The organism is uncultured Helicobacter sp. (genome assembly GCF_937893305.1).
GTDB lineage: Bacteria > Campylobacterota > Campylobacteria > Campylobacterales > Helicobacteraceae > Helicobacter_D.
On record NZ_CALBGN010000015.1, the window covers coordinates 24,960 to 46,646 of the forward strand.

Genomic DNA, 21,687 nt, shown 5'->3' on the forward strand with positions numbered 1-21,687 from the left:
TAAGCCCCTTTTAATAAAATGCTAAAATTCTGCCTTAAATTTGTCAAAATCTTCTTAACAATTATAAGATTTATCAATATGAAATGCTTTATAAAATTTCTTTAAATCTCCAAAATCCTTTAAAAGTCCTTTTACTTCTAAATCTTTTAAGACTTCTAAAGAACAATCCGTTTCTTTAGGCCATTCCCTTAAATACCCATCGCGTTTATCTTTATCTGTCGCATCAATAAAAACAATAGAATCCAAAATCACCACATCGCGTTTTGCATCAATATTATTCACCACGCGCCAAAGTAGCATATATAAATTTTCTAAATCATTTTTTGCACTATCTACAATCACCACAATGCGTGCGTGTTTTTGAAGTTTTTGGATAGCATCAAATGCTAGATTATTGTGAGATTCCAACTTTGTCTCTAAAATCTCTTTAGTTATGGAATCTTTTTTGTGAATCCCTATTAGTGTAATAGGGTTTTTTGTTTGTGTGTAAATCTGTCTGATACATTTTACTTCACTTTGAAAAACATTTGCCAAAATTTCTTGTAATGCTTCATCATCTAAGATATCACACTCTTGTAAATCCTTTGCGTAATCTTGTGTGCAATCCACTCCAAGCTTCCCACCTTGCGCAAATTCAGGCGAAGCGTGATCTAATGCATCACACACTCCATCACTTAGCAAGCAAGCCTTAGGGCTAAAACGATTTAACACATAAGGGATAATTTCTAAATCTTGCAATCTTGGAGCATTTTCATCAACAAAAATCGCGTGCTTAACAAAACTCATTTGTCCAACTCCCCAAAATGCGTGCATACTCTGTTTTGCAATGCTAGGAAAACGCGCTTTAATTTTTGCTAAAATCAAATTATGAAACACTCCATTTTCTGGCATATAATAATCTACTAAATCTGGCGTTGTTGTTTGTAAAAGTGGAAGAAAAATTCTTTCTGTGGGATAACCTAAATATTTATCTTCTAAAGGTGGCTTACCCACAACAGTTGCTAGATACACAGGATTTTTTTTAGAAGTGATTGCGCTAACTTCCATCACAGGATAAGGTTCAATAGGAGTATAAAATCCCGTGTGATCTCCAAATCTCCCTTCATCGCGCATAACTTTAGGATCCACAAATCCTTCAATCACAAAATCCGCATCATAAGGCACACATAATGTATTGCTTATACAACGCACAAGCTTTGGTTTTTGCTTTTTAATAAAACCATAAAGCATTAACTCATAAAGTCCATAAGGCAAAGGTGCAGTTGCACACCAAGTATAAAGCGGATCTCCACCAATAGCAATGCTAACAGGCATTTTTTGCCCTGTTTTTTGGTATTCTTCTAGTAAATGCATACTATCTTTATGGATTTGCCAATGCACACCTAAATGATTTTTATCATACACTTGCAAGCGATACATTCCAAGATTGCGCACACTTCCATCAAGGCTCTGTGTATAACACTGCCCCATTGTAATAAATCTTCCTCCATCTTCACTCCAAGTTTTAAGCACAGGTATTTCACCTAAATCCACTGCACTCCCTTGCTTAATCACTTCTTGGCACAATCCCTTTCCTTTAAAAACTTTAGGGGATAAATAGCGCAAATTTAAAAGATTTGGAAGTAATACTAAAACTTCTTTAAAGCTTCTAGGAGGTTTTAATTTAAGAAGTTTTACAATCTCACTTGCTTGTTTTTCTACATCTCCAACTAGTAATTCTACAAGCTTAAAATTTCCAAATACATTCATTAACACCGGTGTTTCATAATGGATCCCGCGTTTTTTATCCACGGGATTTATAAATAATAAAGCCTTAGAATCTTTACGCTTGACTTCTAAATACGCCAAATGTGGAATCTCTAATTCCACATCTAAAGGCTCACTAATTACTCTTAGGGCATTATTTGCTTTTAGTTTGTCAATAGTCTGTCGCATTTAAACTCCTTATTTTGCAATCAATGTTTTTTTCAAAACTCCATTATCTATTGCCTTTAGCTTGAAGGCTTCCACACACTTTCCGTCTTTAACTTCACACACAATCATTTGAAAAATACTAGGAATTCCAACTTTTTCTGGCACACTTAAGCGATTAGGAACTCCTGTTAAAAAGCGATGAATTGGTTCTTCACATTCCATCCCTATAACACTCTCTCTAGCTCCACTCATTCCTACATCACTTACCCCAAATGTGTCTTCAAAAATCTCCAAATCATCTGTTCCTATATGTGTATGCGTGCCAAATATTGCGGCAATTCTCCCTTTTAACATCATAAACATTGCCCGCTTTTCACTTGTGGCTTCTGCATGAAAATCCACAATAATATTTTTTATCCCTTCATTATGTAGCATCTCTATTGTATCTTTTGCGCAAATAAAGGCATTATCACATTGTGGCATTCCAAAATGCCCCATTAAATTTACCACAGCAAATGTTTCTCCCTCCACATTTCCTCGATAAATCCCACTGCCAACAACTCCCTTAGGATAATTATGCGGACGCAATACATTAGAATTTTCAAGTGCTAAAAATGCAGTAATTTCTCTCTTATCCCAAGTGTGATTTCCGCCCGTAAAAATATCCACCCCTGATACTTGTAACTCTTGTATGCTTTTTGCCCCAAGCCCAAATCCGTGGCTTGCATTTTCTCCATTTGCAATCACTCTATCTAGATGATAAAAACTTTTTGCTTCTTTTACATAGTGCGCAACCTGCGATCTCCCAATCTTCCCTACAATATCACCAATAAATCCAAAGCGCATTATTGCCCTTTTTGTAATTTGCTTAGAAACCCAAAAACAGCCTTTAGCACATCATCTTCATCTTTACTGCTTGCTTTAATATTAATTTTTTCTCCACTTAGTTTTGTGAAAGTAATGTTTTGCTGATAATTCATAATATTAACAATCCCACATTCCCTTGCAATAATTTTAATGCGGATTAAATCTAAAAACTGTCTTGTATAAACATCTAAACGCCCAAATCTTTCTTCAATCTCACTCTCAATCCCAAATGCAGCCTTTTCTTCTTTGCACTTAGATAATCTTCGATAAATCTCTAAACGCAAGCGTTCTGATTCTATCAACTCTGCATTTAAGAATGCTGTGATACCAAGCTTAACCTCTATATTCGCTTCTTTTTGCTGCACATCGCCACTTAGAGTAAAAATTGCATCTTCAAGCATTCTAAGATAAAGTGAATAGCCGATGTTTTTAATATGCCCACTTTGCGCTTCTCCTAATAAATTTCCTCCACCTCTAATTTCTAAATCATGATAGGCTAATGCCCCACCACTACCTAAAAAAGAATTTTTTTCTAAAGCTAATAAACGCTTTTTAGCGTCTTCTGTAATAGAATTAAAATCTTCTACTAATAAATAACAAAACCCTTCTCTACTCCCTCTCCCAACACGCCCACGCAACTGATGTAAATCTGCAATTCCAAAGCAATTTGCGTGATCTACTAAAATGGTGTTTGCATTTGGCAAATGAATACCAGATTCCACAATGCTTGTGCAAAGCAAAATCTCATAAGCTCCCTTAGCAAAATCTAGCACAATATCTTCTGCTTGTTGTGCTGGGACTTGTGAATGCAAGATTGCAATTCTAAGATTAGGCAAAACACGCAAAATCTCTTCTTTTTTTTGACAAATTGTAGCAATATTATTATGAATATAAAACACTTGCCCACCGCGACGCATTTCACGCATAATCACTTCTTTTAAAAGTGTATCATCAAGGCTTTTAATAAAAGTTCGCGTTGCTTGACGCTCACTTGGCGGAGTTTTTAGCTCACTTAACCCTTTAATATGTGAAAGTGCCATATTTAGTGTTCTTGGTATCGGAGTGGCTGACATTGAGAGTAGATGGATATTTTGACTTAAATCCTTAATTTTTTCTTTTTGCTTGACTCCAAATTTATGCTCTTCATCAACAATTATTAACGCAAGATTTTTAAACTCCACCCCTAAAAGTGCGTGTGTGCCAACAACTGCATTTAATGCTCCACTTTTTAAATCGCTTAAAATCTGCTTTTTTTCTTTTGTGCTAACATATCTATCTAAACGCGCAAGTTTAAGCCCAAAAGGTGCAAATCTCTTTTTAAGCGTGTTAAAATGCTGATAGGTTAGCAAAGTTGTTGGTGCAATCATCGCAGATTGAAATCCGCTTAAAAACGCAACAAACATTGCATTCATTGCAATCTCAGTTTTTCCAAATCCCACATCCCCACTAAGCAGTCTATCCATTACACGCCCACTGCTCAAATCTTTAAAAATAGCAGAAACTGCCTGCTGTTGATCCTCTGTATAATGGAATCCACTTTTGTTTTGAAAAACTAATATTTCTTCTTTTTGCACATCAAGCACTGCTCCATCAAGCAATTCACGCTTTGCAGCAAGTGCAACAATAGCATTCGCAATCACAAAAAGCTTTTCTTTGACTTTCTCTTTAAGTTTCGCAAAAGAACCTTTACCTAAACGATCCAATAATGGAATCCCACCACTATCTGCAATATAACGATCTATTCTATCTAAATTTTCTACTGGCAAAAGAAGCTTATCTTCCCCCAAATAGCGCAATGTAATAAAATCGCGTGTTGCTCCAAAAATATTTGTCTGCGTGATTCCACTAAAAATTGCGATTCCATAATCACTATGCACAACATAATCACCTACATTTAATTCATCAAGCAAAATTTTTGCCTTAGTGCGCTTTGTTGATTTTTGTGGAGCATTAAGAGAAAGAATTAAGCTTTCTTTCCCTAAAATATTAATCGCATAATCCACACCAAGCCTAAATGTATAAGGAGCATCCAATGCAATCCCAGCTTGACGTACTTGTGCTTCACTTTTAGCAATGATTGTGATAGCTTTTTGTTTGTGAAATTCTAAGAAATCTTGCAAATGATTAAAATTATAATTAAAATCCTCATATTCTTTTGTGAGTTCTAAAATCTCTCCATTAATCACACATTGTAACTGCTCTGTGTTATACTCTTTAAACTCTAGGATTTCTTGCGCTAATTCCTTAACACTTGGGAGAACAACAAAAGGAAACTCCTTTAAGAAATTTTTTGCAATTCCAACTTTTTCCAAACACCAAAATCCAAGCCCTAAAATCTCTCCACTACCATTTAAGTCCAAAATACTCTGCTTTTGTGGTAACTCTTTAATAGCATTTTCTAATGCTGCGTAAGTTTGCATATCAAGATTTAAAAATGCTGGAGGAATTTCTAAAGATTCCAAAAATTCTTTAGAGCATAATTGTGTTTGGAGATCAAAGCAACGTACACTTTCAACTTCATTGTCAAAAAGCGTAATACGATAGGGTTTTTCACTATTTGGAGTTAATAGGTCAATAATATCCCCACGCATTGAAACTTCTCCGCCAAGCTCAACTAAATCCACAAATTCATAACCAAAGTAAAACAACTTCTCTTTAAAACTTTTAAGATCTAAAACATCTCCCACTTTTAACTGGATTGCACAAAGAGATTGCGCATCTGGCATACAATGCAAAAGTGTGTGTAATGGTGATAATAAAATTTTATTTTCCCTGCACGCATAAAACTCTCTTAAAGCCTGAAATAACACACTCAACTCTTCTTGATAACTACGTAAATCATCGCCAAAAGTTGCCCTAAAATCTGGCAATACAAATGTTTTAAATCCTAAAAATTTCGCTACATCTCCACACGATAGAGATTTTTGCCTATCTTCACAAAGAATAATAAGCCCATCTTTAAAGCGCGCTTTAACCCCCCCCTTGTGCGCTTTTAAAAATGTATAAACACTACTTTGATGCAACGCCTTCCTCTGTTTTTTGGTTTAATGAAATGGATTTTGGTGCTTTTAAATCTGCTTGATTTGTTTTGTATTCATTATTTTTATGCACAACACTTTGTCCCACAAATTCACCACCTTTTTCAATAATTAGTTCTTTTGCGACAATGCTACCATCAATTCTACCTTGTGGCAAAATCTCAACAATACTACAAGTGCAATTTCCCATAAGTTTTCCACTAACAACTAAATGCTCCGCGTCAATGCTGCCATCTATATTTCCTGTTTTACCAATTACAACATTTGTTTTTGCAACAATATTTCCTTCCAAATCCCCATCAATATGTAAGCTACACTCACTATACATATCACCCTTTATTTTTGTTCCCTGCGCGATAATGCTGGTGTTTCCCGAATTTCCACTAGTTGATTTATCATTGTTAGCAAAGATTGCCATTTGACACTTTTCTCCTTTTCAAAAATTTTGGTGTAATCCCGCATTGTCCATTCAATAAATGGGCGTGGATTTAAATCTTGGCTTAAATAGCGGATTTCATAATGCAAATGCGGACCTGTGCTTCTTCCACTATTACCAGAATAAGCAATCAATTGTCCGCGCTTTACAAAATCCCCTTTTTGAACGACAATTTTACTTAAATGCGCATAAAAAGTGCTAAAGCCAAAGGAATGTTCAAGTTTGACCATAATTCCATAACCGCCATTATAGCTATTATTTGCAAAATATGCCACACCATCAGCTGGAGCATAAATAGGAGTTCCAACAGGTATACCAAAATCAATTCCAGTATGTAAGTGCGTGCGACGCAATACAGGATTAACCCTCGTCCCCCATTCAGATGTAATACGATAATTTCCACGTAAAGGCACACCATTTGGAATTAGCTGCATAACAAAGGCTTTTTGCGCTCCTGTAATACTCGCTAAATCCACCCTTTCAATCAAACTTAAATCCTGAGATTCCACAATTTGATCGCTTAATCCTACAATCCCTTCTAAGTCTTCAATTCTATCGGACACCTTAACAAGCTCTTCTGTTTTTTCATCAATGAGTGCTTGTAATTCTTCATTTTTTTCATTAATTTTTAGATATTCTTCTTGCATTAAATCACGTTTAACTTCAATTTGACGCACTTCTTTTAATAATAACTGAATAGAAATAAAACTAAAGAAAAAAATCACAACAACAAGTAAAATCACATACAACACAATTTGTTTCACATATTGATGAATGTTATACTGCTTAGAACCATTAACATCGGTAATTGTAACTACAAAACGATTTTTCATCTATTTTTCTTTTATTTTTCCCACTTTAAAATCTCTTAAAAATTTCTCCACCACGCTAAAAGAACCACAAACAAGATATTGCGATTCCTTATTTAAACAAGTAAAATCACAATAAGGAATCAAAAGTTCTCGCAAAATCTGTTCTAGTTTGCTCTTTGCAACCACACGCGAATTCCTAACTTCAAAAATCTCCACACGCTGGATTATAGGCTTTAAAAGTGATAAAATCGCTCGAATATCCTTATCAAAATAGGAATTATAAATAAAAATAGTTTTATTCTCACTTACATAATGCTCCAATAATGCCCTTGCACCATCTGCATTATGCAACACATCTAAAGTAATCTTTGGCGTTAGCCGCTGAAATCTTCCTTGTAAATCAATAGGAGGGAGTGCTTGTAAAATGGATTTTAGAGCAAGATTAAAATCTAATGCAATTTTGGATTCTATTTTTTTTAAATTTGGAATCTTTTTTATCGCCACAATCAATCCCTGCCAAGCAAGTGCTAAATTTTGTGCTTGATAGTTTGGATAATCACGCTTTTTAATTATTTTTGCAATTTCTTGTGGGATAGCTTTTACCTGCACCAACTCTGCGCCTTTTTCTTTAGCAATCTGCTCTGCAAACTTTATGACTTCTCCTTCTCTTTGAAGCCCTATCACAGCAAGTTTTGCCATAGCTTTTAGTTTTGTTGTGGCAATTTCTTTAAGATTTGCACCAAGGAACTCTTTATGATCTATTCCAATGCTTGTAAAAAGCGTGAGTTGTGAAACACAACAAGTTGTTGTGGAATCATATTCCCCACCAAGCCCTGCTTCTAAAACTACCACTTCACAATCTTTAAAAATCCTAAATGCTAAAAATGTCAAAATTTCAAAATAACTTGCTTTGTTTAAAATTTCTCTATTTAAACTCATAAAGGCACTTTCTAGCACAGATTCTGCAATATTTTCACCATCAATCCAAAATCTCTCACACAAAGAAAGTAAATGCGGAGAAGTAAAATGTCCAACTTTTACACCTAAAAACTTAAGCATTAAAGCTAAGAATCTGCCTGTGCTACCCTTTCCATTTGTTCCTATAACTTGAATAATTACTTGATTTTTATTAAAATTTAAATTTAATTTTTTTAAAAGTTCTGGAGCGCGACTTGGATCAAAGGCTGCATATTCTGCTCCTTTTTGTTCCAAAAAATCCTTAAGATTCATATTTAATGATTCCTTGTGAATCTTTATGCTTAATAAACTCTTCAATACTCATCTTAAGCATTGTTTCTAAATCTTTTGTTTCCACACGATGTGAAGCCTGTGCGCTTAAAGAAATTGCAATACGCGTTTGCTGAAACATAAATTTGCTATTGCTTACAATTTTATCTAAATTACAAATAAAAGCGATTGCTTCTTTTTTTTCTCTTCCAAGCAAGCAAGCCAAAAACTCTTCATCTCCATAATAAGCAATTAAATCTTTTGTATTGCTATATTGTTTTAATAATCTTCCAAGTGTCGCTAAAATACGTTTTGCGGCTTCTATTCCATAGTGAGATTTGATGTTTTCATAATTTGCAATCCCAAAAACAATCACTGCATAATTGTCTCCTTGATGCACAAACGCATCTTCTGCATAATTCAACACTTCTTGCATTCCTGCCTTAGTCATTAAACTAGTAGCTGCATCAATAGGCAATGCCATTGTATCTTTAAACTCTAATGGCTTTTTAGGGGGATTTACTATTATGGAACCCTTTTTTTCTTGTTTGCTTGGTGGGATTTCTTGTGTAGGTTTTTGTAAAGCTAAAATCTCTAATTCCAAACTTTTTAGTAATTTTACCTGTGCTTCTTTATTGGGTTTTTGTGTTTTAAGTAAATCTCTAACATTATCCTGCCATTTTTGAATTCCAAGATATGGAATCTTAAAATTACTTAAAATCTCTAATACCTTTAAAGAATCTAAAAAATCAAATTCTGGGATTTTTTTAATCTGCTCCATCCAACGCTCACGCCAATTTTGCATTGACTTAGAGTTTAATTTATCAATCTCTATTAAATGTCCTTTTGCAAGTGTGCTGACTTCTTTTTGTGGGTGTGTTGCAAGCAAGCGTAAGAGCAATTTTAATGTTTCCAATGAAGTGCTGAAATTTTTTTTAGAAAAGTTTAAGTGATTGATTGCTTTTGTTAATGCCACAAAAAGCTCATTTTTATGCTTAAATTTTTTGTTAGGCAAATTTTCTTTTGCTTCAGCTTCTAACATTTCAAGAACTTTTTCAGTGCTAAACTCTACTTCCACCTTAACACCCATTTTTTTAGCTGCTGCATAATAAGCTTGCGTATAAGCCTCTGGAGTTGGATCTTTTCCTTCTTTTAATAATTCTCTTAATGCTTCTCTAGCGATATTTTGCGTATTTTGCATTAATACCCATCAATTCCTGCTTGAGAGATAAACCCATCTAATGCTTGCATCGTTGCACGATTAATCGCTTCAAGGCGAATAGAATCTGTGATGATAGAACTCTCATTTAGTGAAAAATTATAAAATCCTTTTTTATTAAACACACGCATTTTTTGATTTAAATTATTAATATATTTAAACTCTACAATCACTTCACAACGATAAAATGTTGCAAAACCTGTGCGATTCTCTGCAAGAGAATTAAAATCTACTGAACGCAGTTGCACTTCTACAATAGAAGTTGCTTCTTCTTTGCTGACAACATTTGCGTGTAGGCGTTCAAAAATACTCTTGGAGAGTTCATCCTTTAGCGTGACACTATTTTGGGGATCTCTAGGATCAATCTTTACTTCTATGTAGATTTTATCGCCAAGTGTTTTTTGTGTGTTGTGCGCCAAAGGCTTATAGCCACAAGCACTAAGACTAAAGATTAAAAAAGCAATTAAAAAAAAATTATACATTATTTCACCACAAAATTTACAAGTTTATTTGGCACAACAATTTCTTTAAGAATTGTCAAATCCGCAATCCACTTTTCAACAGCCACTTTTGCAAGAGCTAAAACTTCTGCATTGTTTGCATTTGTAGCCACTTTAATCTCCCCTCTACGCTTACCATTTATTGTAATTGCCATCGTAATAGAATCTTCTTTTAACGCATTTTCATCTACACAAATTGAAGCAAAATTTGCAAGTTCAAAATACTCTTTACTTAACTCCCAACAAATATGAGGAATAATCGGTTCCAAGATATTTAGCAAAATAAAATAACCCTCACTCCATACTTCTATATTTTCTTGCTCATTAAGCGCATTTAACGCCTCCATACAAGCTGCAATTAATGTGTTAAAAGCATACCCACTCTCGTGAGTAAAGGTTTCATAAGATTTTTTAAGTGCTTCATAGACTTTTTTGCGTGCATATTTTTCCGCTTCACTTAAATTTTCTGCTGTAATTTTTGGCAAGGCTGTAATTTTCTGCGCTTTTTCAATTTTTGCACATAAGCGTTTAATAAAGCGAAAAGAACCTTCCACCGCAGAATCATTCCACTCTAGCTCACGCATAGGCGGAGCAGCAAAGAGAATAAAAAGTCTTGCAGTGTCTGCACCAAATTTCTCAATAATTTCACTAGGATCTACAACATTGCCCTTAGATTTACTCATCTTAGCACCATCTTTTGTAACCATTCCTTGTGTTAGAAGATGAGAAAAAGGTTCATTAGATTCCGTGTAGCCTAGCGTTTTTAGAACTTTTGTAAAAAAGCGTGCATACAATAAATGCAAAATTGCGTGTTCAATCCCGCCAACATATTCATCTACATCCATCCAATATTGCGCTTCTTTTGCACTAATTGCTTCATCATCACGTAAATTTTGTGGAGTCGTATAGCGCAAAAAATACCAGCTAGATTCCATAAAAGTATCTAGGGTATCTGTTTCTCTAAGGGCATTTTTTCCACATTTTGGACAAGCACAATGCTTCCAGCTAGGGTGCTTATCCAATGGATTTCCCTCCCCATTAATACTTACATCTTCAGGCAATGCAACAGGTAATTTATCTAAAGATTCAGGCACAATTCCACAAAACTCACAATGAATCAAAGGAATCGGGGTCCCCCAATATCTCTGTCTTGAGATTCCCCAATCACGAAGTTTGTAATTTACAACAGCCTTGCCTTTTTGATGACGTTCAAAATACGCAATGATTTTTTTCTTTGCCTCTTCATTATCTAAGCCATCATATTCTTCAGAATTCATTAACACTCCATCTTCTGTATAAAGCTCTTGGGGAATAGAATCTTTTGGCTGAATCACAGGAATGATGGGCAAATTATATTTTTTAGCAAAATCAAAATCTCTTTCATCGTGTGCTGGGACGCTCATTACAGCACCACTCCCATATCCCATTAAAACAAAATTTGCTACCCATAATGGAATCTTTTTTTGGCTCAATGGGTGTATTGCATAAATCCCAAGCGGAATCCCAAGTTTTTCTTGTTGAGAGCGTTCTCTTTCGCTTGTGTTTTGCATTGTTTGAATTTGTTTTATTGCATCTTTTGAGATTCCATAAATTTCTGCATTTTCTAACACTGCTTTAACTAATGGATGTTCAGGAGCAAGCGCACAATAACTTACTCCAAAAATCGTATCAGGGCGTGTTGTAAAAACTTCTAAATTAGAAATCTCACCAATATTTTTTTCTAAATCAAAGGCAAAACTCAAACCCTCTGATTTGCCAATCCAATTTTTCTGCATTGTTAAAACTTGATTTGGCCACTTCCCTTCTAATATCTTTAAGTCTTTTAATAGTTCTTCTGCATAATCTGTGATTTTAATATAATATTGATACATTTCTTTTTGCACAACAGGCGTATCACAACGCCAACATTTTCCCTCAATAACCTGTTCATTTGCAAGCACAGTCTGATCGTTTGGACACCAATTTAGCAATCCTTTCTTACGATAAATTAGCCCTTTTTCCCACATTGCAATAAAAAAACTTTGCTCCCATTTAGAATAAACTGCATCACAAGTAGCAAACTCACGCGTTTTTGAAAAAGAAAATCCAAGACTATAAAGCTGGGATTTCATATTTTCAATATTAGAATAAGTCCATTTTTTTGGGTGAGTTTTATGTTTAATTGCTGCATTTTCTGCTGGCATTCCAAAAGCGTCCCAGCCAATAGGATGTAAAACATTATAGCCTTCTTTGCGAAATTTTCTAGCAATTGCATCACTAATACAATAATTTCTAACATGTCCCATATGAATATTTCCACTAGGATAAGGAAACATACTTAAAATGTATTTTTTAAGGAGATTCTTATCTTCTTTTGGCTCATAAGCACCACTTTCTTCCCAAAACTTCTGCCATTTTTTCTCAATAACCTTAGGATTGTATTCCATACCCTACCCCTAATTATAGTTGTTATAGCTCTTAATACTTTCAATAGCAATAAACACAATAGATACAATATTTGCAACCAATGCACCGAGTGCTAATGCTACTGCAACATTTACATTATTAAAAACTTGCATATAAATAAACGAAGGAATCAGATGTAAATCTGCCACTAAAGATGCCGCCATAAGCTCTGCTGACATAAAACTTCTCACTCCAATTTTTAAAATTGTAGAAAGAAGATTAACACCTCCTGCTATAAAAAGCATTATCAAATTTTGTTCATATAAAAAACCAACTGTAGAAGTTAAACTCATTAAAATAAAAAATACAAAAGTTACCTTTCCCCAATCCATTACATTCTCCCTCTCTCGTACATTTCGCGCAATTTTTTCTTTTCTAATGCCTTCCGCTCCGCCTCTACAACCTTTTGATAATATTTTTTCAAATCAAATTTAAATAAAATTACAAGTTTGCTTGCTACAAAAATTGAACTATAACTTCCGACAATAGATCCAACTAACATCGGCAAACTAAAGCCTTTAATGATTTCCCCACCAAAAGCATAAAGTGTAAAAACCGTAAAAAACACGGTAAGAGAAGTTAAAACAGTTCTTGATAAAGTGGCTGATAATGCTTCATTAACGACATTTTCTAAAGTATCATTAACACGGATTCCAATCGTTTCACGAATTCTATCAAAAATGATAATCGTATCATTAATAGAATAACCAATGAGCGTTAAAAGTGCGGCAATCACTTCCAAACTTAAATCAATATCAAATAGAATAACAGCCCCTGTTGCAATCACAATATCATGCAACAAAGCAAGAACCGCCGCAAGTGCAAATCTCCACTCATAACGATAAGAAACATAAATCATAATGCTTATTAAAGCTAAAATTAAAGCTAGAGTGCCTTTTTCTTTAAGTTCATCACCCACTTTTGGACCTACAATATCCACACGACGCACACTAAGGTTTCCGGTATTTTTTAACACATTTGCAACTTCTTGCCCTACATCTTGATTTACACTTGATGAAGCAGTTGGAAGCTTAATCAAAATCTCTTCTGGTGAGCCAAACTCACTCACTTGCACTCCATTATATGTTTGCATTTCCTCTAGTGTTTTTCTAATCAACGCCAAAGGTGCTGGCTTTTCATACTGCACTTGAACAATCGTTCCACCTGCAAAATCCACACCAAGGCTAAAACCGGGCTTGATAAATAAAATCAAAGAACCTATAAATAAAATCAAAGAAAATATGATTCCATAACTAGACATTTTTACAAAATCATAAACTCTATTGTGTTTAAAAAAATCCATCTTAATCCTTATTTGCTTCTATTTTTGTAACCAAACCACAGCGCGTAATTTCCTGATTTTATAATACGATTCTGAAACATTCTAAACACGCCGTGTGTTCCAACAATTGCCGTAATAATAGACGCTAAGATTCCAATACTCATTGTAATTGCAAAACCCTTAATTGCTCCAGTCCCACACATATAAAGCAATACCGCGGCAATCAAAGAAGTCAAGTTAGAATCAAAAATTGCCCTAGAAGCATTTGCATATCCGTTTTCCATTGATTTTATAAAGCTCTCTTTTGCGCGGAATCCTTCGCGAATACGCTCATTTATAATCACATTTGCATCTACTGCCATACCAACAGTTAAGATAATCCCAGCCATACCCGGAAGTGTTAAAGTAGCACCAAAAAGAGCCATTACTGCAATCACTAGCAAGATATTCACAATCATTGCAATATCTGCAATAATACCTGCGATTCCATAGTAAAACACCATAAACACAACAACCAAAATCGCACCTGTAATCAGTGCAATCATTGAAGCTTTAATACTATCAGCACCAAGTGATGGACCAACACTGCGTTTTTCTAGTAAAGTTATAGGAGCTGGCAATGCACCACTTCTTAGAGCAATTGCAATATCACTTGCTTGTTGCACGCTAAAACCACCGCTAATTTGCCCACTGCCACCACCAATTCTCTCTCTAATTACAGGAGCAGAATACACTTTGCCATCTAGCACGATTGCCATACGATTGCCAACATTTTTGCCTGAAAAATCACCAAAAATCTTGCCACCTTGTGCATTAAGCGTGAAATTAATTACTGGCTGTCCATTTTGATCATACGCCGCTCTTGCATCTGTGAGCATTGCACCATCTAAAATCGGGATTGCTTTTAATAAAATCTTTTGCTTTTCATCTTCTACAAAAGGCAAAATCACATCACCATAAGATTCTGCTTCTAATTCTGTCATTGATGAAACTCTAGCATTGCGCGCCTCATCAACTGCCATCATTTGTAAATGCCCACCTTTTGAGATAAGCTCTAAGGCACGCTGCTCATCTTCTTGCGTTTTAATACCGGGCAATTGCACCAAAATTGCGTCTTCTCCTTGCTTAGTTACACTGGGTTCAGATAATCCAAACTGATCCAAGCGATTTCTAATATTTCCAATAGCTTGCTCAATAGCAAAATTCTTAAGATTAATGATTTCAGTCTCTGTAAAAGAAATTGTATAGTGTAAATTATTCTCTGCAACATTTAAACCAACAATTGTTTTTAAATACGCATCCACCTTCGCTTTTTCATTGGAATCTAAAAGCTCAAAATTCACACTATCTTCGCGCGCATTTAATCCATCTAACAAAATTTGTTCATCAAGTGCGTAATAGTTAATCTGCGCTGCAAGAGAGCCATAACGCGTTTTTATTGCATCTTCTGTTTTAACGCCCAACAACAAATTCAACCCACCTTGCAAATCCAATCCTAAAGTAATCTTAGGACCCTGTGTTTGAAAGATTGATGGCACAGATAAAACAATCCCAAAAAGTGTTGCAAAAATAAAAAACAGCAACTTTGTGTTAAAGGTTTTTTTCATAGGAATTATTGTTCAATTTTTTTAGCAACATAATCTTTAGAAAGCTTTACAAGCGTATCATCATTTAAACGCACCATAAAAAACCCTTCTTCTCTTTTGACAATTTCTACGATAAATCCGCCACTTGTTACAACTTTGTCCCCTTTATCAAGGCTAGCAATCATCTCTCTGTGGCGTTTTGCTTGTGTTTGTTGCGGACGAATAATTAAAAAATAAAAAATCGCAATTAATACAATCAATGGAAGCAGTTGCGTAAAGATATTTCCAGCATTTTCCATAGTTAAACCCTTTTGAAGTGAAATAAATTTGCGGATTCTACCACTGCTTTACTAATTAAATGTTTAAATATGGATTCTAAAACTTCAATGAGATTCCATATCTGTCTAAAATATGGAATCCAAACGTATTAACAACTATAAGTTGTAATAAATTCAAAAGGATGTGGGCGCGCTTCCCAAGGCCAAATTTCAGTTTCAAACTTATATGTTTTATAAGCTTGAATAAACTCTTCACTAAACACTCCACCTTCTTTTAAGTAAGCACGATCTAACAACATTTCTTCAATAGCATGACGAAGTGTATGCGGAAGTTGCTTGATACCTTTTTCGCGAATTTCATCTAAATGTAATTCAAAAAGATTAATCTCCATAGGCTCACCTGGTTCAATAGCATTTTTAATCCCATCAATTCCCGCCATAAGAAGCGATGAAAACGCTAAATATGGATTACTTGAGCTGTCTGGAAATCTAAACTCCATTCTTTTTGCCTTTTCTCCACTATTATAAGGAATCCTAATACTAGCACTTCTATTTTGCGCAGAATAAGTTAAAATGCTAGGTGCTTCAAAGCCAGGAATTAAGCGTTTATAAGAATTTGTACTAGGATTTGTAAAAGCTGCTAATGCCCTTGCGTGTTTTAACACCCCTCCTAAAAAATGTAATGCCATTTGACTTAATCCTTGATAGGAATTCCCTGCAAAAAGATTCTTATTATCCTTCCAAATGCTAATATGCACATGCATCCCACTTCCATTATCACCATACAAAGGTTTTGGCATAAAAGTCGCTGTTTTACCATTTAAATGTGCAACCATTTTCACAATATATTTCAATTTTTGCACATTGTCCGCCGCTTCAAGCATATCCCCAAATTTCACACCAATTTCTCCCTGTCCTTGCGCTACCTCGTGATGCACGACAAAAGTTTCTAATCCTACTTGCTTTAGCACCTTAACCATCTCTGCGCGTAAATCCACCATAGAATCTACAGGAGCAACAGGGAAATATCCTCCTTTAGTTCCAGGGCGATGTCCAAAATTTACACCCTCAAATTCTTTATTGCGGTTCCATTCTCCCTCTTCTGTATCAAGCTCATAATATTGACAATTCACAGAATCCTTAATCTTAATAGAATCAAACACGAAAAATTCATTTTCTGGTCCAAAATACGCCACATCTCCGATTCCTGTTTCTTTAAGATAATGCATAGCACGCTTAATAATAGAACGCGGACATTTTTCATAAGGCTCATCTTTATAAATATCCCACACATCACAAAACACAACAATTGTTGTATCTGCTGTAAAAGGATCAATGAAATAACGCACAGGATCTGGGATTAACACCATATCAGATTTATCAACAGGTTGCCACGCAGGAAGCGAACTTCCATCAAAAGGAATCCCCTCAAAGCTACTTTCATCAATCACATTAGCATCAAATGAAAAATGATGCCAAACCCCTTTAATGTCCGTAAAACGAAAATCAACAAATTCTACTTCATTTTCTTTGCAATAGTTAAAAAACCCTTCAACTGCTTTTTTATCTGCCACCGGTCTTTGCATTTTAATTCCTTTTCAAAAATTAATGATTAATATGATAGTTTGGTGCTTCTTTAGTAATCATCACATCATGCACATGAGATTCTCTTAAGCCACTTTGTGTAATTTCAACAAATTCCGCTCTCTCCCAAAGTGCTGGAATATCTTTTGCCCCTAAATATCCCATTGATGAGCGTAATCCACCAAGCATTTGGTGAATCACATCAACAATTCTTCCACGATATGGGACACGTCCCTCAATGCCTTCTGGGACAAGTTTTTCTTGTGCTGTTCCTTCTTGGAAATACCGATCTGCACTTCCGCGATTCATCGCCCCTAAGCTTCCCATTCCACGATAAGTTTTATATTGCCTACCTTGATAAATAATTGTTTCTCCAGGAGATTCTTCTGTCCCTGCTAGCATACTTCCTATCATCACACTAGAAGCACCCACAGCTAAAGCCTTTGCAATATCCCCAGAATATTTAATCCCACCATCAGCAATCACTGGAATCTTAGCTTTTTGGCACACTTTTGCTACGTCATCAATAGCTGTAATTTGAGGCACACCCACACCTGCAACAATTCTTGTTGTGCAAATACTTCCAGGACCAATGCCAACTTTAACACCATCTGCTCCTGCTTCAATAAGTGCTTGCGCTCCTTCTCCTGTTGCAACATTTCCTGCAACAATATCCACGACTAAATCCTTTTTAATTGTTTTAATTGTCTCTAAAATCCCCTTACTATGCCCGTGTGCAGAATCCAAAACCAAAACATCAACTCCAGCATCCACAAGAGCTCTAGCGCGATCATATTGAAACACTCCAATAGCAGCACCCACACGCAAACGCCCAAAATCATCTTTATTAGAGTTTGGATACTCAATGCGTTTTTGAATATCTTTAATTGTAATTAGTCCTTTTAAGATTCCTTTTTCATTAACAATAGGAAGCTTTTCAATTTTATTTTTATTCATAATATTGCGAGCTTCTTCTAAACTCGTTCCAACTTGCCCTGTGATTAATGGAGCTTTTGTCATCACATCTTTAACAGGACGCGTTAAATCTGTTTCAAAACGCATATCGCGATTTGTTAGGATTCCAATTAAACTCCCGTGTTCATCAACAACTGGAACACCTGAAATTTTATAATTATCTGTAATTTCTTTTGCATCGGCAAGAGTGGAATTTGGCGAAATATAAATTGGATCAATGATCACTCCACTTTCACTTTTTTTCACTTTTTTAATGAGTGCCACTTGTGTTTGAATATCCATATTTTTATGGATAATTCCAATCCCTCCAAGTCTCGCCATTGCAATAGCAGTTCTTTCTTCTGTTACTGTATCCATTGCTGCAGAAACAAGAGGGGCATTTAAGGTAATATTACGCGAAAATTTTGTTTGCAAAGAAACTTCTTTAGGTAGAATTTCAGAATATGCAGGGACCAATAAAACATCTTCAAAAGTTAATGCGCGCGCTCTAATTCTCATAAAAACTCCTTATTTTAATGTATTTTCTAAATGCAATGCAATATCCAAAAGTGTCTGCTCATCAAAAGCCTTTCCAATCAATTGCATTCCAATAGGCAAGCCCGCATCACTATCCACAGGCAAAGAGATTGCAGGCAAACCAGCTAAATTTACACCAATGGTATAAATATCTTCTAGATACATTTGCAATGGCGTCTTGCACGCATCAAATCCAAAAGCAACACTTGGCGCAACAGGAGATAAAATCACATCGCAATCTTGTAAAATTGCATTGTATTGTTTAGCAATTAGTGTGCGCACCTTTTGTGCTTTAATGTAATAAGCATCATAATATCCGCTACTTAGCACAAAAGAACCAAGCAAAATTCTGCGCTTAACTTCATCTCCAAAACCTTCTGAGCGCGTTTTAAGATATAATTCTTTAAGATTGCTTAAATCCTTTGCTCTTCTTCCATAACGCACCCCATCAAAACGCGCCAAGTTTGAACTTGCTTCAGCCGTACAAATCACATAATATGCAGCGATCATATAACTAGTATCTAACATTTGTTTTTCAAGGATTGTATGCCCATTTTGACTTAACACGCTAATGGTTTTTTGATAGGTATTTTGAATATTAGAATCTGCATCTTTTAAAAACTCCGGCAAAATTGCAATTTTCAGTTTTCTTTGTGGATTTAAATTCGAAAAAGTTTTTGGAGATTCCAAATTTGCGCTTGTGGAATCCATTTTATCATAACCTGCAATTGCGTCAAAAAGCAATGCGCAATCCGTTACATTTTGTGTGATAGGTCCAATTTGATCTAAACTTGAGCTATATGCAACAAGCCCATAACGACTCACTCTTCCATAAGTTGGCTTTAAACCCACACAACCACAAAAACTAGCAGGCTGTCTAATGCTCCCACCTGTATCACTTCCAAGTGCTGCAAGCGCAATTCCACCTGCGACTGCTGCTGCACTTCCACCACTACTGCCACCTGGAACTTTGTCTTTATTTCTAGGATTTAGCGTTTTGCCATAGCAACTACTAGCTGTTGTGCTACCCATTGCAAATTCGTCCATATTTGTGCGTCCAAAAGGCGCAAAGCCCTTGCACTTTAGATTTTCAACAACTGTGGCATCATAAGGTGCGATGTATCCTTTTAAAATTTTGCTTCCACAAGTGATTTCCCAATCTTTAACATTAATATTATCCTTAATAGCAATAGGTAAAAGACTAGTATCACTATCTTCTAGTGTGCCTACATAAGCGTTTAAATCGCTTGCTTCAATATTTTCTCTTAATGTATTTTTTAATGCTTGAATACCATCTTTATCAAATTTGAGTGCTTCTTGCAATGTTGGAATAGACATAAAAACTCCAAATGTTTAAAAATTTTGAAATTATAAGGAAGTTTTATTAATAGAAGGGTTAAAAAAATTGTATTTTTGTAGTTTTTATAAAATTTAAAGAAACTTTCTAAAAACAACCTAAAAATGGATTCCAACTTTAAGAAAATTTTTAGATTAATTTTAAAAGTTGGAATCGGATTTTAACAAAAGGGCAAAAACCCTTTTGGATTCTACTTTTAAGCTTTTGGTCCAATCATTTTACTAGGATCAATCCACTTATTATAGTCTTCTTCACTAACTAAGCCTAACTCCAATGCACTTTCTTTTAGAGAGATTTTCTTTTTGTGTGCGTTTTTAGCAATTTTTGCAGCATTTTCATAGCCAATATGCGGATTTAAAGCAGTTACAAGCATTAATGAATGATGTAAATTATAATCAATTTTTTCCAACTCTGGCTCAATACCTTCTGCGCAATGGATATTAAAAGAATGCATTGCATCAGCAAGTAAATCTAAACTTTGCAAAAAGTTATAAATAATTACTGGCTTAAAAACATTTAATTCAAAATTTCCTTGACTTGCAGCAATTCCAATTGCTGTATCATTTCCCATAACCTGCACAGCTACCATTGTCAAAGCTTCACATTGCGTAGGATTAACCTTGCCGGGCATAATAGAACTTCCAGGTTCATTTTCTGGAATCCTAAGCTCACCAAGACCACATCTAGGACCACTTGCAAGCCATCTAATATCATTTGCAATTTTCATTAAATTTGCCGCCAAACCTTTCATTGCTCCGTGCGTAAAAGTAATAGCATCGTGGCTTGTTAATGCGTGGAATTTATTAGGACTTGAAACAAATTCAATGCCTAGCATTTTTGTTAATTCTGCACTCACTTTCTCACTAAGTTGCGGATGCGCATTTAAGCCTGTTCCTACCGCTGTTCCACCAATAGCCAACTCCCTTAATGTAGGCAAACTTGCTAAAATTTGCTCTTTGGAATGTTCTAACATAGAATGGTATCCACTAAACTCCTGCCCTAGCGTCAAAGGTGTTGCATCTTGTAAATGTGTGCGTCCAATTTTAATAATTTCTCTAAAGTCTTGTGCTTTTTTACCTAAAGTTGCACTTAATTTTTCAAGTGATGGAATCAACTTATTAACAACCTGCTCTACTGCAACAATACTCATTGCCGTTGGAAATGTATCATTAGAGCTTTGTGACATATTAACATGATCGTTTGGATGAATAAACTTCTCTTTTCTAAAATCATATCCTGCAATCTCTGTGGCGCGATTTGCAATAACTTCGTTCATATTCATATTGCTTTGCGTGCCAGAACCTGTCTGCCAAATTGCAAGAGGGAAATTATCATCAAACTTGCCTGCTACAATCTCATCGCAAGCTTGCACAATTGCATTTTTGCGCGCTTCATCAAGCTTGCCTAGACTATGATTAACGATTGCTAGAGATTTCTTAAGATTTGCAAAAGCATAGATTAAAACTCTTGGCATTTTTTCAATCCCAATCTTAAAATTCTCAAAACTTCGCTCTGTTTGCGCACCCCAATATCTCTCATCAGGGACTTTGACTTCACCCATTGTATCGTGTTCAATCCTAAACTTTTGCTCCATAACTTCATCCTTTCTCTTTGAGATTTGAGAGGTAGAAATTTAACCTAAAAATCTATA

General features: G+C 35.2%; 17 protein-coding genes. All 17 read right to left on the reverse strand.

Translation table 11 applies throughout. The annotated features are described in order from the left end of the window. Window positions 1-54: 54 nt before the first annotated feature. The 17 genes from Q0358_RS03645 to fumC all read right to left on the reverse strand — a co-directional run bounded on the left by Q0358_RS03645 (window position 55) and on the right by fumC (window position 21,630). Window positions 55-1,935 carry a menaquinone biosynthesis decarboxylase gene (locus tag Q0358_RS03645; protein ID WP_299547352.1) on the reverse strand — a complete coding sequence of 627 codons (1,881 nt, stop codon included), beginning with the start codon at window positions 1,933-1,935 and terminating at the stop codon, window positions 55-57. A 9-nt stretch (window positions 1,936-1,944) separates the two neighbouring features. Then, a complete protein-coding gene (locus Q0358_RS03650; protein ID WP_299547355.1) occupies window positions 1,945-2,760 on the reverse strand; it encodes a TIGR00282 family metallophosphoesterase in 816 nt (271 codons plus the stop codon). Continuing rightward, window positions 2,760-5,804: a transcription-repair coupling factor gene (gene mfd / locus Q0358_RS03655; RefSeq protein ID WP_299547358.1), complete on the reverse strand. Its 3,045-nt coding sequence runs from the start codon at window positions 5,802-5,804 to the stop codon at window positions 2,760-2,762. Before mfd ends, Q0358_RS03650 begins: the two co-directional genes overlap by 1 nt. Further along, a complete protein-coding gene (locus Q0358_RS03660; RefSeq protein WP_299547361.1) occupies window positions 5,791-6,147 on the reverse strand; it encodes a polymer-forming cytoskeletal protein in 357 nt (118 codons plus the stop codon). The genes mfd and Q0358_RS03660 overlap by 14 nt, the downstream gene beginning before the upstream one ends. An 8-nt stretch (window positions 6,148-6,155) precedes the next feature. Then, entirely contained in the window at window positions 6,156-7,088 is a 933-nt protein-coding gene (locus Q0358_RS03665) for a M23 family metallopeptidase (protein WP_299547364.1), read from the reverse strand. Beyond that, on the reverse strand, window positions 7,089-8,279 hold the full coding sequence (locus Q0358_RS03670) for a Mur ligase family protein (protein WP_299547367.1): 1,191 nt from the start codon (window positions 8,277-8,279) through the stop codon (window positions 7,089-7,091). 7 nt (window positions 8,280-8,286) lie between these two features. Then, the gene (locus Q0358_RS03675) at window positions 8,287-9,495 is read right to left on the reverse strand and encodes a diguanylate cyclase (RefSeq protein ID WP_299547370.1); all 1,209 of its coding nucleotides are present in this window, start codon (window positions 9,493-9,495) and stop codon (window positions 8,287-8,289) included. Next, window positions 9,495-9,995: an LPS assembly lipoprotein LptE gene (lptE, locus tag Q0358_RS03680; protein ID WP_299547373.1), complete on the reverse strand. Its 501-nt coding sequence runs from the start codon at window positions 9,993-9,995 to the stop codon at window positions 9,495-9,497. Before lptE ends, Q0358_RS03675 begins: the two co-directional genes overlap by 1 nt. Beyond that, window positions 9,995-12,439: a leucine--tRNA ligase gene (gene leuS / locus Q0358_RS03685; RefSeq protein ID WP_299547376.1), complete on the reverse strand. Its 2,445-nt coding sequence runs from the start codon at window positions 12,437-12,439 to the stop codon at window positions 9,995-9,997. The genes lptE and leuS overlap by 1 nt, the downstream gene beginning before the upstream one ends. A 9-nt stretch (window positions 12,440-12,448) precedes the next feature. After that, window positions 12,449-12,790 carry a DUF6394 family protein gene (locus Q0358_RS03690; protein ID WP_299547379.1) on the reverse strand — a complete coding sequence of 114 codons (342 nt, stop codon included), beginning with the start codon at window positions 12,788-12,790 and terminating at the stop codon, window positions 12,449-12,451. Then, window positions 12,790-13,761: a protein translocase subunit SecF gene (secF, locus tag Q0358_RS03695; protein WP_299547382.1), complete on the reverse strand. Its 972-nt coding sequence runs from the start codon at window positions 13,759-13,761 to the stop codon at window positions 12,790-12,792. The genes Q0358_RS03690 and secF overlap by 1 nt, the downstream gene beginning before the upstream one ends. Window positions 13,762-13,769: 8 nt before the next feature. After that, a complete protein-coding gene (gene secD / locus Q0358_RS03700) occupies window positions 13,770-15,347 on the reverse strand; it encodes a protein translocase subunit SecD (protein WP_299547385.1) in 1,578 nt (525 codons plus the stop codon). A 5-nt stretch (window positions 15,348-15,352) separates the two neighbouring features. Then, window positions 15,353-15,625: a preprotein translocase subunit YajC gene (yajC, locus tag Q0358_RS03705; protein ID WP_299547388.1), complete on the reverse strand. Its 273-nt coding sequence runs from the start codon at window positions 15,623-15,625 to the stop codon at window positions 15,353-15,355. Between the two features lie 128 nt (window positions 15,626-15,753). Next, complete coding sequence (gene glnA, locus Q0358_RS03710) at window positions 15,754-17,190, reverse strand: type I glutamate--ammonia ligase (RefSeq protein WP_299547391.1); 1,437 nt, start codon at window positions 17,188-17,190, stop codon at window positions 15,754-15,756. A 19-nt stretch (window positions 17,191-17,209) separates the two neighbouring features. After that, window positions 17,210-18,661: an IMP dehydrogenase gene (guaB, locus tag Q0358_RS03715; RefSeq protein WP_299547395.1), complete on the reverse strand. Its 1,452-nt coding sequence runs from the start codon at window positions 18,659-18,661 to the stop codon at window positions 17,210-17,212. Window positions 18,662-18,670: 9 nt separating this feature from the next. Beyond that, complete coding sequence (gatA, locus tag Q0358_RS03720) at window positions 18,671-20,011, reverse strand: Asp-tRNA(Asn)/Glu-tRNA(Gln) amidotransferase subunit GatA (RefSeq protein WP_299548184.1); 1,341 nt, start codon at window positions 20,009-20,011, stop codon at window positions 18,671-18,673. 221 nt (window positions 20,012-20,232) lie between these two features. Then, on the reverse strand, window positions 20,233-21,630 hold the full coding sequence (gene fumC, locus Q0358_RS03725; protein ID WP_299547398.1) for a class II fumarate hydratase: 1,398 nt from the start codon (window positions 21,628-21,630) through the stop codon (window positions 20,233-20,235). Between the last annotated feature and the right edge of the window lie 57 nt (window positions 21,631-21,687).